Origin of the sequence: Streptomyces rishiriensis, assembly GCF_030815485.1 — a bacterium.
Taxonomy (GTDB): domain Bacteria; phylum Actinomycetota; class Actinomycetes; order Streptomycetales; family Streptomycetaceae; genus Streptomyces; species Streptomyces rishiriensis_A.
The window spans coordinates 5008968-5024533 of record NZ_JAUSWV010000002.1 but is presented as its reverse complement, the minus strand read 5'-3'; the positions used below and the strand labels follow the sequence as shown (position 1 = coordinate 5024533).

General features: G+C 71.7%; 14 protein-coding genes. 9 read left to right on the top strand and 5 right to left on the bottom strand.

Annotated features, from left to right (window positions below; translation table 11 throughout):
• Positions 1-169 precede the first annotated feature (169 nt).
• The gene (locus QF030_RS24855) at positions 170-2116 is read left to right on the top strand and encodes a 2-oxoacid:acceptor oxidoreductase subunit alpha (RefSeq protein WP_307164852.1); all 1947 of its coding nucleotides are present in this window, start codon (positions 170-172) and stop codon (positions 2114-2116) included.
• A complete protein-coding gene (locus tag QF030_RS24850; protein WP_307164851.1) occupies positions 2109-3188 on the top strand; it encodes a 2-oxoacid:ferredoxin oxidoreductase subunit beta in 1080 nt (359 codons plus the stop codon). The genes QF030_RS24855 and QF030_RS24850 overlap by 8 nt, the downstream gene beginning before the upstream one ends.
• Positions 3189-3209: 21 nt before the next feature.
• Here QF030_RS24850 and QF030_RS24845 read toward each other — a convergent pair whose 3' ends face one another.
• Positions 3210-3605: a winged helix-turn-helix transcriptional regulator gene (locus tag QF030_RS24845; RefSeq protein ID WP_307164850.1), complete on the bottom strand. Its 396-nt coding sequence runs from the start codon at positions 3603-3605 to the stop codon at positions 3210-3212.
• A 107-nt stretch (positions 3606-3712) separates the two neighbouring features.
• Here QF030_RS24845 and QF030_RS24840 point away from each other — a divergent pair, with 107 nt between their 5' ends.
• From QF030_RS24840 to QF030_RS24825, 4 genes are all read left to right on the top strand, one after another.
• Entirely contained in the window at positions 3713-4567 is an 855-nt protein-coding gene (locus QF030_RS24840; protein WP_307164849.1) for an SDR family oxidoreductase, read from the top strand.
• Between the two features lie 139 nt (positions 4568-4706).
• Complete coding sequence (gene rarD, locus QF030_RS24835) at positions 4707-5903, top strand: EamA family transporter RarD (protein WP_307164848.1); 1197 nt, start codon at positions 4707-4709, stop codon at positions 5901-5903.
• Between the two features lie 131 nt (positions 5904-6034).
• A complete protein-coding gene (locus QF030_RS24830; protein WP_307164847.1) occupies positions 6035-6520 on the top strand; it encodes a VOC family protein in 486 nt (161 codons plus the stop codon).
• A gap of 170 nt (positions 6521-6690) precedes the next feature.
• Positions 6691-7644 carry a M28 family metallopeptidase gene (locus tag QF030_RS24825; RefSeq protein ID WP_307164846.1) on the top strand — a complete coding sequence of 318 codons (954 nt, stop codon included), beginning with the start codon at positions 6691-6693 and terminating at the stop codon, positions 7642-7644.
• Positions 7645-7659: 15 nt separating this feature from the next.
• Here QF030_RS24825 and QF030_RS24820 read toward each other — a convergent pair whose 3' ends face one another.
• A complete protein-coding gene (locus QF030_RS24820; protein ID WP_307164844.1) occupies positions 7660-9240 on the bottom strand; it encodes a tetratricopeptide repeat protein in 1581 nt (526 codons plus the stop codon).
• A 216-nt stretch (positions 9241-9456) separates the two neighbouring features.
• Between QF030_RS24820 and QF030_RS24815 the strand changes: the two genes are divergently transcribed.
• The 3 genes from QF030_RS24815 (at position 9457) to QF030_RS24805 (ending at position 11990) form a co-directional block, all read left to right on the top strand.
• The gene (locus QF030_RS24815) at positions 9457-9960 is read left to right on the top strand and encodes a DUF6668 family protein (protein ID WP_307164842.1); all 504 of its coding nucleotides are present in this window, start codon (positions 9457-9459) and stop codon (positions 9958-9960) included.
• A gap of 51 nt (positions 9961-10011) precedes the next feature.
• Positions 10012-11310: an amidase family protein gene (locus QF030_RS24810; RefSeq protein WP_307164841.1), complete on the top strand. Its 1299-nt coding sequence runs from the start codon at positions 10012-10014 to the stop codon at positions 11308-11310.
• 92 nt (positions 11311-11402) lie between these two features.
• Positions 11403-11990 (top strand): flavodoxin family protein, encoded by a 588-nt coding sequence (locus QF030_RS24805; protein WP_307164840.1) that lies wholly within the window; start codon positions 11403-11405, stop codon positions 11988-11990.
• 61 nt (positions 11991-12051) lie between these two features.
• Here QF030_RS24805 and QF030_RS24800 read toward each other — a convergent pair whose 3' ends face one another.
• The 3 genes from QF030_RS24800 to QF030_RS24790 form a co-directional block, all read right to left on the bottom strand.
• Positions 12052-12999: an ABC transporter permease gene (locus QF030_RS24800; protein WP_307164839.1), complete on the bottom strand. Its 948-nt coding sequence runs from the start codon at positions 12997-12999 to the stop codon at positions 12052-12054.
• Entirely contained in the window at positions 12986-14014 is a 1029-nt protein-coding gene (locus QF030_RS24795; RefSeq protein ID WP_307164838.1) for an ABC transporter ATP-binding protein, read from the bottom strand. The genes QF030_RS24800 and QF030_RS24795 overlap by 14 nt, the downstream gene beginning before the upstream one ends.
• A gap of 164 nt (positions 14015-14178) precedes the next feature.
• Positions 14179-15447, bottom strand: a complete 1269-nt coding sequence (locus QF030_RS24790; RefSeq protein ID WP_307164837.1) for a LolA family protein — start codon at positions 15445-15447, stop codon at positions 14179-14181.
• Positions 15448-15566: the final 119 nt, after the last annotated feature.

The following is a 15566-nucleotide window of genomic DNA, read 5'->3' as shown; positions in this document are numbered from 1 at the left end:
GCGTCCTGCGGCGGGAAATCATGGAAAGCGGGGGTGCCGGGCCGTCTCGGGACAGCGAACCGTCATACGAATGGCCGAGGTAAGGCGACCCTTACAGACGTAGGGTTGATTCGTGGACGGCCTTTGGGAAGGTCTTCCGGGACAGCCACCTCGAGGGAGGTCCAGTTCAGTGACCAGTCAGGTCAGCAGCCCAGCGGAACAGGCCGACGGAACCGACGGAGCAGACGCGACCGTCGTGGGAGAGCAGCGCAGACCGGGTCGGGCGAAGGACGTCCGTCGTCTCGACCGGGTGATCATCAGGTTCGCGGGCGACTCGGGTGACGGTATGCAGCTCACCGGCGACCGCTTCACCTCGGAGACGGCGTCGTTCGGCAACGACCTCTCCACCCTGCCGAACTTCCCCGCCGAGATCCGCGCACCCGCCGGCACCCTCCCCGGCGTCTCCTCGTTCCAGCTGCACTTCGCCGACCACGACATCCTGACCCCGGGTGACGCGCCCAATGTGCTGGTCGCGATGAATCCGGCGGCGCTGAAGGCCAACATCGGCGATGTGCCGCGCGGCGCGGAGATCATCGTCAACACGGACGAGTTCACCAAACGGGCGATGCAGAAGGTGGGGTACGCGGCCTCGCCGCTCGAGGACGGTTCCCTCGACGGTTACCAGCTCCATCCGGTCCCGCTGACCACCCTGACCGTCGAGGCTCTCAAGGAATTCGACCTCACCCGTAAAGAGGCCGAGCGCAGCAAGAACATGTTCGCGCTCGGCCTCTTGTCGTGGATGTACCACCGGCCCACCGAGGGCACCGAGAAGTTCCTGAAGTCGAAGTTCGCGAAGAAGCCCGACATCGCGGCCGCCAACCTGACCGCTTTCCGGGCCGGGTGGAACTTCGGCGAGACGACCGAGGACTTCGCCGTCAGCTATGAGGTCGCCCCGGCCGCGAAGGCGTTCCCCGTCGGCACCTACCGGAACATCTCCGGGAATCTCGCACTGTCATACGGGCTGATCAGCGCCTCCCGGCAGGCCGATCTGCCGCTGTTCCTGGGGTCGTACCCGATCACGCCGGCCTCCGACATCCTGCACGAGCTGAGCCGGCACAAGAACTTCGGCGTACGGACGTTCCAGGCCGAGGACGAGATCGCGGGGATCGGCGCGGCGCTGGGGGCGGCCTTCGGGGGGTCTCTCGCCGTCACCACCACCTCCGGGCCCGGGGTGGCGCTCAAGAGCGAGACCATCGGGCTCGCGGTGTCGCTGGAGCTGCCGCTGCTGATCGTGGACATCCAGCGGGGCGGTCCGTCGACCGGCCTGCCGACCAAGACCGAGCAGGCCGACCTGTTGCAGGCCATGTTCGGGCGCAACGGTGAGGCGCCGGTGCCGATCGTCGCGCCCCGCACACCCGCCGACTGTTTCGACGCCGCGCTGGAGGCGGCCAGGATCGCGCTCACCTACCGCACGCCGGTGATGCTGCTGTCGGACGGCTACCTGGCCAACGGCTCCGAGCCCTGGCGGATCCCGGAGCTGGACGAGCTTCCGGACCTGACCGTGCAGTTCGCCCAGGGTCCCAACCACACCCTGGACGACGGCAGCGAGGTCTTCTGGCCGTACAAGCGCGACCCGCGCACGCTCGCCCGGCCGTGGGCGGTGCCCGGCACTCCGGGGCTCGAGCACCGCATCGGCGGGATCGAGAAGGAGGACGGGACGGGGAACATCTCCTACGCCCCGGCCAACCACGAGTTCATGGTCCGGATCCGGCAGGCCAAGATCGACGGCATCGACGTCCCCGACCTCGAGGTGGACGACCCGCACGACGCGGACACCCTGGTGCTGGGCTGGGGATCCACCTACGGGCCCATCACCGCCGCGGTACGACGGCTGCGCGCCGCCGGGGAGGCCGTCGCGCAGGCCCATCTGCGGCACCTCAACCCGTTCCCGCGCAACCTGGGCGCGGTGCTGGAGCGCTACGACAAGGTCGTCGTCCCGGAGATGAACCTCGGCCAGCTCGCCACCCTCGTACGGGCGAAGTACCTGGTCGACGCCCGCTCGTACAACCAGGTCAACGGGATGCCGTTCAAGGCGGAGCAGCTCGCCGCGACCCTCAAGGAGGCCATCGATGGCTGAGACCTCGACGGAAGGCACGGGCACGATCGAGGCGCTTTCACTCGTCCCCAAGGCCGTGGCCCGGCAGTCCATGAAGGACTTCAAGTCGGATCAGGAAGTGCGCTGGTGCCCCGGCTGCGGTGACTACGCGATCCTGGCGGCCGTCCAGGGCTTCATGCCGGAGCTGGGGCTGGCCAAGGAGAACATCGTCTTCGTCTCGGGCATCGGCTGCTCGTCGCGCTTCCCGTACTACATGAACACGTACGGGATGCACTCCATCCACGGGCGGGCGCCGGCGATCGCGACCGGTCTCGCCGCCTCCCGGCGGGACCTGAGCGTGTGGGTGGTCACCGGGGACGGCGACGCGCTGTCCATCGGCGGCAACCATCTGATCCACGCCCTGCGACGGAACGTGAACCTGAAGATCCTGCTGTTCAACAACCGGATCTACGGGCTCACCAAGGGCCAGTACTCGCCCACGTCGGAGGTCGGCAAGATCACCAAGTCGACGCCGATGGGCTCGCTGGACGCGCCCTTCAACCCGGTGTCGCTGGCGCTCGGCGCGGAGGCGTCGTTCGTGGCACGGACCATCGACTCGGACCGCAAGCATCTGACGGAGGTGCTGCGCCAGGCCGCCGCCCACCCCGGCACCGCGCTGGTGGAGATCTACCAGAACTGCAACATCTTCAACGACGGCGCGTTCGAGGCGCTGAAGGACCGCGAGACGGCGAAGGAAGCGGTGATCCGGCTGGAGCACGGGCAGCCGATCCGGTTCGGGGCGGACCACGCGCGGGGCGTCGTACGCGACCGGGCGAGCGGGGATCTGCGGGTCGTCACGGTGACCCCGGAGAACGAGGCGGACGTGCTGGTCCACGACGCGCACGCCGCGTCCCCGACCACTGCCTTCGCGCTGTCCCGGCTGGCCGATCCGGACACCCTGCATCACACGCCGATCGGTGTGCTGCGCTCGGTGAAGCGGCAGGTCTACGACACTCAGCTGGCGGACCAGCTGGACACGGCGATCGAGCAGCACGGCAAGGGCGATCTGGCGGCGCTGCTGGCGGGCGGCGACACCTGGACGGTCGTCGGCTGAGCGCCGGGAGGCACTGATCGGTCACGAGGTCCGGGAGCGGAGTTCCCGGGCCTCGTCGTATGTCCGGCGGGCCTGCTCCACGTCCGGCATCCGGGTGTGGGTCCACAGGGCCAGCGCGCGCACCTGTTCGGCCGCCTCCCGGCCGAGGTCGGTCAGGGAGTAGTCGACGCGGGGCGGGATGACCGGCTTGGCGTCGCGGTGCACCAGGCCGTCGCGTTCCAGGGTCTGGAGGGTCTGGGTCAGCATCTTCTCGCTGACGGGCCGGCCCGCCCCGCCGATGGCCCGGCGCAGCTCGCTGAACCGGTGCGAGCGGTCCAGCAGCTCGATCAGCACCAGGACACCCCACCGGCTGGTGACGTGCTCGAGGACGAGACGGTGGGGGCACATGCCCTCCGCCTGCGAGGCTTCCACCTGCATACTTACTACCATGCCAGTACCTTACTTCAAAGTGGGTACTTTCGCTCGGTTAGTGCTTCTCCTAGGGTCGGTGGCAGACCCGCAGCCCCCACTAGGAGTTCTGAGCCATGAGCATCGTCGTCACCGGAGCCACCGGACACCTCGGCCGCCACGTCGTGGAGCAGTTGCTGGAGAAGGTTCCGGCCGAGCAGATCACGGCCGTCGTGCGCGACGAGGCCAAGGCCGCCGACTTCGCGGCCCGAGGCGTACGCCTCGCCGTCGCCGACTACAACGCCCCCGAGACCTTCGGCAGCCTGTTCGCCTCCGGCGACAGGGTGCTGCTCATCTCGGGCAACGAGTTCGACAAGGGCCGCCCGGCGCAGCACCAGGTCGTGATCGACGCGGCGAAGGCGGCCGGGGTCGCGCTCCTCGCGTACACCAGCGCGCCGGGCAGCCTGAGCGCGGCGCTGGCGGACGACCACCGCGCCACCGAGGCGGCGCTGATCGCCTCCGGTCTCCCCTACACGCTGCTGCGCAACGGCTGGTACCACGAGAACTACACCGAGCAGCTGGCCCCGGTGCTGGAGCACAACGCCGTCGTCGCCGCCGCCGGCGAGGGCCGGGTCTCCTCCGCCTCCCGCGCCGACTACGCGGCCGCCGCCGTCGCCGTACTCACCGGCGAGGGCCACGAGAACGCGACGTACGAGCTGGGCGGCGACGAGGCGTGGAGCTTCGCCGAGTACGCGGCCGAGCTCAGCAGGCAGACCGGCAAGGAGATCGCCTACAACGCGGTGCCCGGCGAGGTGCTCACCGGCATCCTGACCGGCGCCGGTCTGCCCGAGCCGTTCGCCACGATCCTGGTCGGCGTGGACGCGTCGATAGAGAAGGGTGAGCTGGTCGTCACGAGCGGCGACCTGTCCCGGCTCGCGGGCCGCCCGACCACTCCGCTCGCCGAGGCGATCACGGCCGCGCTCAAGGGCTGACCCTCCCCCGGGAGCCCTCGCGCCGTCCAGCGCCGCCCCGCCCCTGTCTGTCATGACCGTATAGCGATACGGGCATGACAGACAGGGGCGCCCGGCGTTACCTTCGTCCACGCATGCCTGACGTGAGAAGGAGGGGCCCATGGCCGGGACGTCGAAGAGTGAGGGCCGGACAGGCCTGCTGAACGGCCTCGCGGCGTACGGGATGTGGGGGCTGGTCCCCCTCTTCTGGCCCCTGCTCAAGCCCGCCGGGGCGACCGAGATCCTCGCCCATCGCATGGTGTGGTCGCTCGCCTTCGTCGCCGTCGCGCTGCTCGTCGTACGGCGCTGGGCTTGGGCCGGTGAGCTGCTGCGCCAGCCACGCCGGCTCGGGCTCGTCGTGATCGCCTCGGCCGTCATCACCGTGAACTGGGGCGTCTACATCTGGGCCGTGAACAGCGGCCATGTCGTCGAGGCGTCCCTCGGATACTTCATCAACCCGCTGGTCACCATCGCCATGGGTGTGCTGATCCTCAAGGAACGGCTGCGGCCCGTGCAATGGGCGGCGGTCGGCGTCGGCTTCTCGGCGGTGCTGGTCCTGGCCATCGGCTACGGCCGCCCGCCGTGGATCTCCCTCACCCTCGCCTTCTCCTTCGCCACCTACGGACTGGTGAAGAAGAAGGTCAACCTCGGCGGGGTGCAGTCGCTGGCCGCCGAGACCGCCATCCAGTTCCTGCCCGCGCTGGGCTACCTGCTGTGGCTGTCCGCGCACGGCGGCCTCACCTTCGCCACCGAGGGCGCCGGACACGCGGCCCTGCTCGCCTCCACCGGCATCGTCACCGCACTGCCCCTGGTCTGCTTCGGCGCGGCGGCGATCCGCGTGCCGCTGTCCACACTGGGGCTGCTCCAGTACCTGGCGCCGGTCTTCCAGTTCCTGCTCGGCGTCCTCTACTTCGGCGAGGCCATGCCCATCGAGCGCTGGGCCGGGTTCGCGCTGGTGTGGCTGGCGCTGGTGCTGCTCACCGGCGACGCCCTGCGCACCTCACGCCGGGCCGCCCGCGCGCTCGGCCCGGCGATCGCCGAGAGCAGGGCCCAGGTGCCGCCCGGCACGAGCGGCGCGGCGATCGGCGCGAGCGCCACGACGGGCTCGACCGTCAGGACCGGCTCGGCCACCACCACAGGCTCGACCGCCACGCCCGGCACGACCGGTGCCGTTCGAAAGGCGGAGAGCGTGGCCTCCGGCGTCCTCGGCGGGGCTGCCGTCACCGGCGTCACCGCTGTCACCGGCGTCACCGCCGTCTCCGGGCTGCCCGGCGCTCCGGCTCCGGAGGCGCAACCCTCTCCCGGCGCCGAGCCGTAGCCCGCCCTCACCGCTGTCACTGCCGCTCAACGGCATCGACGGGACCGGAAGGCTGCGGTCCGGTCCGATCGTTCCCGCGGAGTTCGGCGCGCGGGAGGCCGACCCGCTGCGGGACTGCTAGAAGTGGCTGCATGACCGAGACATCTGGAGTACCCGAGGCAGGGCCCACGCCCGTGCACTGGAAGCTCGTCGTCGACTCAGCCGATCCGCACGCGCAGGCCGATTTCTGGGCCGGCGCGCTGCATTACGAGGTCGAGGACAACAGTGCGCTCATCGAGCGGTTGCTGGAGCTCGGCGCGCTGCCGGGAGCGGCGACGCTGGAGTTCCACGGCCGCCCGGCCTTCCGGGACCTGATCGCCGTACGTCATCCCGCCGACCCGTACGACCCCGACACCGGGACCGGACTGGGCCGGCGGCTGCTGTTCCAGCGGGTGCCGGAGGCGAAGACCGTGAAGAACCGGCTCCATCTCGATCTGCATCCCGGTGCGGGACTGCGCGCCGGGGAGGTCGGGCGGCTGACGGCGCTGGGGGCGAGCGTGCTCGGAGAGGTGAAGGAGCCGTCCGGGCAGTGGGTGGTCATGGCCGATCCTGAGGGCAACGAGTTCTGCGTGCATTGAGGGGCACAACGGGCTTCGATATGTGAAACCGCTGTCCGGATAGCGCTCTTGACGGAGTGTCGGCCCCGGCTCCACCATCCAGTCACCCCATTCACTGTGGATTACCTGTGGGCGTCCAGGTGCTCGACGGTCGCCCACGGGTGTCCCGCTGGAATTCGGAGCCCCCCACCATGAAGCTCCCCGTTTCCGGGCGGGCGACGGTCACCGCCGTCGTCGCGGCCGCCACACTGTTCGCCACCGGGTCCATAGCCGGGGCGGCGCCCGCCCCCGAGGCCGGGGCGCTCGCCGCCGCTCCCGACATCCCGGTGGCCAACGTCAAGGCCCACCTGGCCCAGCTCCAGTCCATCGCCACCGCCAACGGCGGCAACCGCGCGCACGGCCGCACCGGTTACAAGGCGTCGCTCGACTACGTGAAGGCCAAGCTGGACGCCGCCGGATACACCACCGTCATCCAGCAGTTCACCTCCTCCGGCCGCACCGGCTACAACCTCGTCGCCGACTGGCCCGGCGGCGACACCGGCCGGGTGGTGATGGCCGGGTCCCATCTGGACTCCGTGACCGCAGGGGCCGGCATCAACGACAACGGCTCGGGCTCGGCGGCCGTCCTGGAGGCGGCACTGGCCGTGTCCAGAGCCGGCTACCAGCCCGCCAAACACCTGCGGTTCGCCTGGTGGGGCGCGGAGGAGCTGGGCATGGTCGGGTCCCGGTACTACGTCAACAACCTCTCCGCGGCGAACCGGGCCCGCATCAGCGGCTATCTGAACTTCGACATGATCGGCTCGCCGAACCCCGGCTACTTCGTCTACGACGACGACCCGGCCATCGAGAAGACCTTCAAGGACTACTTCACCGGTCTCGGCGTCCCCACGGAGATCGAGACCGAGGGCGACGGCCGCTCCGACCACGCGCCATTCAAGAACGCGGGCGTGCCGGTGGGCGGTCTGTTCAGCGGCGCCGACTACCTCAAGACGGCGGCCCAGGCGGCCAAGTGGGGCGGTACGGCCGGGCGGGCCTTCGACCGCTGCTACCACTCCTCCTGCGACACGACCGCGAACATCGACGACACGGCCCTGGACCGCAACGCGGACGCGCTGGCGTACGCGGTCTGGACCCTGTCCTCCTGACCGGCGGGCCGGTCGCTACGCGCCCGCCTTCCGGGCGCGTCCGGCCAGTCTGAGCATGCGCGCGCGGGCCGACTCCAGCTCCTCGATGTCGTCGGCGGCCGGGCCCTCCTCGGTGGTGAGCTCCGTCCACAGGCCGAGGAGTTCGGTTCCCAGGTTCAGTCCCTGCAAGGGGTCGCGTACGGCGCGCCAGGCCGCGGCCGCGCTCTGGACGTTGCCGTACGCGGCCTCCGAGTCCGGGGTCCGGCGGTGGATGCGGGCCAGGTCGAGGGAGGTGTGGAAGGAGCGCAGCGGGTCGCCTGCCAAGTAGGCGATGTACGCGGTGAGTTCGCGCAGCCGGAGCACCTCGGGGTGCTCCGGTCCCAGCGTTGCGGACGCCTCCAGCACGGTCCGTTCCGCGAGAGCGGCCGCGGTGTCCGTACGGCCCGCCCGCACGGCCTCGTTGATCCGCGCGAGCGGTTCCGCGAGGAGCGCCGGGGTGCCGCCGTCGCCGTGGAGGGTACGGGGGTCGTCCCCCAGCACCGCCTCCGCGACGGCGTCGAAGCCGCGGGCGGGGGTGGGCTTGGGGCCCGGGTCCGGGTCCGGATCGAGTGCCGAGTCGGGGATGAAGTCGTGGGGGACGAGCGATGTGGGCGTGGAACCGGACCTGGTGGTGGAGGTGGCGCCGGAGGCCGCCGTCGGGAGCGGCAAGGGGATCGGGGCCGGGGCGGGAACCGGGGCCGGCGCCGCGGTCGGGGTGGGGAGCGCCTCCGGGGCAGAGGCGGAGGTGGCCTCCGGGGCAGAGGGGGAGGGGGCGTCCGGGTTCGGCCGCTGGTCCATCGTCGGCGGCGGGCCGAACACGCCCGTCGGAGCGGTGACCGTGCCGGGCGCCGGGGTCTCCGCCGCGTATCCGGGTGCCGACTCCGGCGCCGACCGGGTTCCCTGCTCCGCGTCCCGCTCGGGCACCGCGCGCAACGGGAACGTCGGCGCCGCGTCCCGCACCGGCTCGGGCACCTGGCGCAGGAGATGCGTGGGCTCGTCGCGTCGCGGCTGAGCGGACTGTTCGTCTGCGGCCGACGCGGGCGCGTCGGCGGGCACGGGCCAGTCGACGGGGGCAGGACCCTCGACGGGGTCGGGGGGCACGGGCCTGTCGACGGGGGCGGGAGCCGGAACGGGCGGGCCGACGAGGGCGGGAGCGGACGGGGACGTTGACCCCGCCGAGGACGGGGACGCGTCGGTGGGTGTGGTGCTCCGCGTGTCCGGTGCTGTCTCCACCCGTGCCGACGGCGCCGATGGCGCCGACGACGGAGCCACGGCCGTCCGCTGGGGATCCGCCGTGAAATGGCTGGAACCGTCCGGGTCCACACGCAGGGCGACGACGTAACCGATGCGCTCGTCGTGGACCGTGGCGAGGACCGGGTGCCCGGTGGCGAGGGCGATGCGGTGGAGGTGACTCAGGACGGCGCGCTGGATCTCCTCGCCGTCGGCCGCCACGACCGGGACACCGCCTATCGTCGCCGTCCCACCCCCGCGGACATGGACGTCGAGCGGTGCCACCACGACGGCCGTGGGGCCGGCGTACTTCTGTTCCCGCTTCTTCTCGCGGCTGAGTCGAGACATCGGTTCCTCACTCGGATGCGTCGTCACGATCCGGTCGTCCAGGTACGTGTACGCGGACACGTACTGTTGAGTCTCTCCGAGCGCTCCCGGTCCACGCGTCACCACGACGTCACAGCATCGTTCCAGGAACCCACGTCCCGCTACCGGGGCAGCTCCGGGACCACCAGGATCGGGGGCGTCCCGGAGGGACGGCGACGACTGGGAGGATCACGGGGCATGGGGACGACGGACGGGCAGCGGGGGCCGGAGATCTGGATCCGCGGGCCGGTGGCCGCACCGGATCCGGTACCGGTGCCGTACGCCTCCACCGCCGCGCCCCGGCGCTTCTCCTGGGTCGCCACGCACGGCGGGGCCGGCAGTTCCACCCTGGCCGCGGTCTACGGCGGCCACGACTGCGGACGCGCGTGGCCAGGCGCCGGCGATCCCCCGTCCGTGTTGCTGGTCGCCCGCACCCACGCGGCCGGACTGGACTCCCTCCTGCGGACCCTGGAGGTCTTCCGGTGCGGCGAGGCTCCGCAGGGCCTCGACCTGGACGCGGTGGTGCTCGTCGCGGACGCGCCGGGACGGCTGCCCCGGCCGCTCGTCCAGCGGGTGCGGGTCATCGAATCGGTCGTCGACGTGTACCGCGTCCCCTGGGTGACGAACTGGCGCCTCGGTGAACTGGGCGGCACCCCGCCGCGCGAGACGGAACCGCTGGCCCGGCTCACCGGGGCCCGCTGAGCAGGCGCGGGGGTGCCGGTGAGACCCGGGTCCCTGGGGTGGCCGCCGGCCGTGGAGATCGCCGCGGCCGTCCGGGCGGGGCGGCTGTCTGCCGTGGACGCGGCCGGTGAGGCGCTCGCCCGGATCGCGCGGGTCGACCGTTCGCTGTGCGCCTTCGCCGAGGTGTGGGAGGAGAGGGCGCGGGCGTGGGCGCGTGAGGTCGACGCCCGGGTGGCCGCGGGCGAGCGGCTGCCGCTGGCCGGGGTGCCGATCGGCGTGAAGGGGCGTCATGGGCTGGGCGCCGCGGGCCCGCTGATCGCCGCCGGATGTGTGCCGGTGGGGGCGACGGCCGTGCCGGGTCCCGGTACTCCGTGGCAGACCTGGGGCCTCGGCGCCCATGGCCGGACCGTCAACCCCTGGCGCCCCGACCGCACGCCGGGCGGCTCCTCGGCCGGGTCCGCCGCGGCGGTGGCCGCCGGCCTGGTCCCCCTGGCGACGGGCAGCGACGGCGCGGGCTCGGTGCGGATCCCGGCCGCGTGGTGCGGTGTGATCGGCCTGAAGACCACGAACCGCCGGCCGTCACCCGGGCGGGGCGCGGCATCGCCCGCCCGGGACCGTACGGGACTGGCGGCGCCCGGCGTACTCGTACACCACGCGGCGGACGCGGAAGCGTACATGCAGGTCATGACCCCGAGGGCGCCGACGGACCCCGTCCCCTCGATGGATCCAGCTTCCGTGACGGGTCCCGCTCCCTCTACGGATCCCGCTCCCGTGATGGGTCCCGCTCCCTCGGCGGGGTCCGTCCCGCCTGTCGCCGTCTTCTCCGCCGACCTCGGATTCGCAGATCCCGACCCCGAGCCGCTCGCCCTGGCCCGTGCCGCCGCCGGGCGCCTCGCCGAGGCGGGTGTCGTACGGCTGCTGCCGTCCTGCGACGTGCCCCTGCGGCTGGCGGACCCCGCACCGGCCTGGCTCGCGCTGCGCACCCCCGGGGCGGACCTGCGCGCCGCCGAAGACGTCCGGGCCGCCAACGACCGACTGCTGGCCGATCTCTTCTCCCGCGTCGACCTGCTGCTGACCCCGACGACGCCGAACGCCGCACACGGCCACGAGGGCCCGGGCAGCCGGTTCTCGACCGCGCTCACCTGGGCGTTCAACCTGAGCGGGCATCCGGCGATCAGCATCCCGGCGGGGCTCGGCACCGACGGCTGTCCCGTGGGGCTGCACATGGTCGCGGCACACGGCAGGGAGAGCGCCCTACTGACGGTCGCCACTGGTGCCTCTGGTGCCAGTGCCGCCAGAACCGCACCGGCTCCACGAACTGCACCAGCGGCACCAGCCTCCCCCTGGCCCGACCCCTGCCGTCGTCCCTGACTTCTCCTGCCTTCACCCCCGACAAGTACTTGCGCACACATATAATGCAGGTGCAGACTATCGTCGTACGCCGACTACCTGGGGGATGGATCATGACTCGCCGCAGTTTCCTGTTCGTGCTGGGGAGCAGCCGTCCGGACGGCAACACCGAGTTGCTGGCCCGCGCGGCCGCCGAGCAGTTGCCCTCCGACGTCGAGCAGACGTGGATCAGTCTGGCCCGGCACCCGCTGCCCGACTTCGAGGACCAGCGTCACGACAGCGGCCGCGTCCGCCCCACCGAGGGCAACACGGCACTGCTGCTCGACGCCACGCTCGCCGCGACGGACATCGTGATCGCGTCGCCGCTGTACTGGTACTCGGTGTCCGCGCAGACCAAGCGCTACCTGGACCACTGGTCGGGCTGGCTGCGCACCCCCGGCCTCGACTTCAAGGCGACGCTCGCCGGGCGCACCCTGTGGGGCGTGACCGCGCTGGCGGACGACCAGCCCGTGGTCGCCGATCCGCTCGTCGGCACGCTCAACAACTCGGCCGCCCACCTGCGGATGTCCTTCGGCGGGGTGCTGCTCGGCAACGGCAGCAAGCCCGGTGACGTCCTCAAGGACACGGAGGCGCTGACGCGCGCCAAGACGTTCTTCGCGGGAGAGACCCCGGCGGCCCGCTTCCTGTACGAGACCCACTGAGACGTACGCCCTGTGCCCAGCGCCGTACAACTCAGCGCCGTACCGCCCAGCGCCGTGCTGCCTACGCGGTGATGTCCTTCGTCGTGAAGCGCGCCCAGGCCGCCGAGCCGAAGACGGCCGCGTAGAGGGCCTGGAGGCCGAGGTTCTTCCGCAGGTCGTCCCAGTAGACCGGCTCGCGCATCAGGTCGGCGAAGGACAGCCAGTGGTGCGAGAAGAAGTACGGCTGCAAGGCGTGCAGTTGGGGAATCTGGTCGAGGATCTGGACCGTGATCAGCAGACCCACCGTCGTCGCCATCGCCGCGATGCCACTGCTGGTGAGGGTGGAGACGAACAACCCGAGCGCCGCCACGCCGGTGAGCGAGGCGGCGACGACCAGGGCGATCAGCAGTGCCCGCAGCAGCCCGTCGCCGAAGCCGATCCGGGTGCCGGAGATCGTCGTCAGGTCCCCCATCGGGAACAGCAGCGCCCCGACCGTCAGCGCCGAGACCGCGACCACCAGCGTGGCCACCAGGCAGAAGATCATGACGGTCGCGTACTTGGCCAGCAGCAGGCGGGTGCGGCCGGCCGGGGCGACCAGCAGGTAGCGGAGCGTGCCCGCGTTCGCCTCGCCCGCGATCGAGTCGCCCGCGATGACCCCGATCGCCATCGGAAGGAAGAACGGCAGGGTCACGGCCAGCCCGGTGAAGACCAGGAACAGGCCGTTGTTGGTCACCTGCGAGATGAACGCCGGCCCCTCGCCTCCGCCCCCTCCCCCGCCGCCGGGTCCGCCGGACGAGCCGTCGCTCGTCTCGATCTTCACGGCGATCCCGACCAGGACCGGCACGGCCGCCAGCACGCCCAACAGCGCGAGGGTGCGCCAGCGCCGGAAGGTGGTCAGCACCTCGCTGCGGAGCAGCCCGAAGGTCCAGATCCAGGTCCGGCTCCGGTCCGGCGTCCGCACCGGTGTCACCGGCGTGGGTCCCGGTGCCGGTGCCTGGTTCCGGTCGTCCACCGTGTCAGCCGGCGACATCGAATCCCTCCCCCGTGAGAGCCACGAACGCGTCCTCCAGGGAGGCCCGCTCGACGGCGAAGCCGCGGACGCGGACGCCCGCCGTCACCAGCGCGGTGTTCAGGTCGGCGAGATCGCGGTCCGGGGGCGGGGCCTCGGCACTCACACGGTCCTCGCCGAGGACCACGTCGTCCGCCCCCTGCTCCTTCAGCACCCGGGCCGCGTCCGCCGGGTCCGGGGTCGTCACGACCAGTCGGCCGCGCGTCCCCGCCGCGAGGTCGGCCACCGTGCCCTGGACGAGCAGCCGGCCCTGTGCCATCACCGCCGCGTGCGTGCACACCTGCTCGATCTCGTCGAGCAGGTGCGAGGAGAGGAAGACGGTCGTGCCCTCCGCGGCCAGCTCCCGGATCAGCGACCGGATCTCCCGCATGCCCTGCGGGTCCAGACCGTTGGTCGGCTCGTCGAGAACGAGCAGCCGACGGGGCTGGAGAAGGGCGGCGGCGAGGCCCAGCCGCTGCTTCATACCGAGGGAGTACGCCTTCGCCTTCTTGCCGGCGGCGGCCGTGAGGCCCACCCGTCGCAGCGCCGCCGAGACCCGCTCACGCCGGGTGCGCGGGTCGGCGGTCGGATCGGCGGCGTCGTAGCGGAGCAGGTTGTCACGGCCGGAGAGGAAGCCGTAGAGGGCGGGACCCTCGATCAGGGTCCCGACGTGGGGCAGTACGGCGCGGGCGGCCCGCGGCATGGGTTGTCCCAGGACACGGGCCGAGCCGGCCGTGGGCTCGATGAGCCCCATCAGCATGCGGATGGTGGTCGTCTTGCCGGAACCGTTGGGGCCGAGGAAGCCGAAGACGCTGCCCGCCGGGACGGTCAGGTCGAGACCGTCCACGGCGAGCTGACCGCCGCGGTAGCGCTTGGTGAGGGCGCGGGTGCGGATGACGGCTTCATCGTCCGCAGGCTCCGGCACGGGCTCGGGCACGGGCACGGGCTCGGGCTCGGGCTCGGGCTGCCGCACGGACCCCCGCACTGACTCCCCCATCGGCTTCCCATCCGTTCCCTGTCGGCTCGCCCGGCGGTTCACCCATCCGCTCGCCTGTCGGCTCACCCGCCGGATCACCTATCGGCTCGCCTTTCGGTTCACCTATCCGCTCGTCCGTCGGCTCGTCCGTCGGTTCACCGGTCGACTCACCTTGTCGGCCGCTGCTACTTCGCCGCGTTCGCCGCCTTCACCAGGGCGTCCTTGGTGACCGCGCCGACGTAGACCTTGCCGTCGTCCGTCATCAGGGCGTTGATCAGGCGGGTGGAGAAGACGGTGCCGGAGCCGAACTTGCCGGTCACCTTGTCGCCGAAGGAGCCGAGGAAGCCGCCGAGGTCGCCGCCGGCCTCCGCGCCCGAGGGCATGCCCTCGCCGCCGGTGTCGAAGACGGCCACGGACGTCCAGCCCTCGCCGAGCACGTTGAGTCCTCCGGGGCCACCGAGGCCGCCGAGGCCCTCCGCGCCCTCGACGCCTTCGAGGTCCTTCGCGAGGTCGTCGGGCTTGCCCGAGTGCCCGGGGGCAGTCTCTGCGACCTCGTCGCCCTCGGTGACCTTCGCGCCCTTGGGGACGGTGAAGTCGAAGGTGGACGCGGCGGGCTCGGCGAAGCTGATCTGGGTGAAGCCCGCGTCCACGACGGCGGCGCCACCGCCGGCCGGGGTCAGCGTGAACTTCAGCGGCAGGCCCGTCTTCGCGTCCACGGCCACACTGATCGCGCCGACCGTGGAACCGGACTGCTTCGGCTTGACCAGGAGCTTGTAGGCGTCACGGCCGGCGACCTGCACGGTGCCGTCGACGGTCACGGAGGTCGTGTCGTCGACCGCCTTCAGGGCGTCCTCGGTGAGCTCCCCGGGCGTCGCGGGGACAGGGGCCTCCGTCTTGCCGGCACCCTTGCCCGAGCTCTCGTCGGCGGTCGAGTGGTAGACCTCGTCGGAGGCGCTGTCGTACCCCCACACGTCCTTGCCGTTGTGGATGACGCTGTACTCGGCGGCGTCCTCCAGCAGCGAGAGCTTCTGCCGGTCCGGGCCGTCGGCGGCGACGCGCAGGGTGTGCGTGCCGGCGGCGAGCTCGGTGAGTTTGGTGGACGGGTCGGCGGACGAACCGTCGTCGCCCTTGGCGGCCCCCGAGAGGAGCCCGCTCTCCAGTCCGCCCAGGTCGGGCAGCCCGAGATCGGTGCTGATCTTCACCGTCCCGGACAGCTGCTGTACGTCCGAAGCGGCGATCTTGTCGAGAAGCTGCTGGGCGGTGATCTTCGGCAGGTCGGGGTCGCCGGAGTCGGCGAGGGCCGGGACCAGCCCGATCGTCGCCGCCGCGACACCGATCACGGTGACCGGGACGATGTACCGCGCGGCCTTGCGCCGTCCGAGGCGCAGGTCGTCGGCCTCTCCGGCGGTCGGCTCCCCGCCGGTCATGGTGTCGTCGGATTCCTTCGGTGCCATGTGTGCCTTACCTCCGTCGTCGGCGGCGGCCGGTCATCTCACGCTTGAACGTCCCCACCCCAAGCCGCCATTCTCACCCGAATCGGTGAGGAGTGGTGTTTTCCGTGGTTCCCATCTGA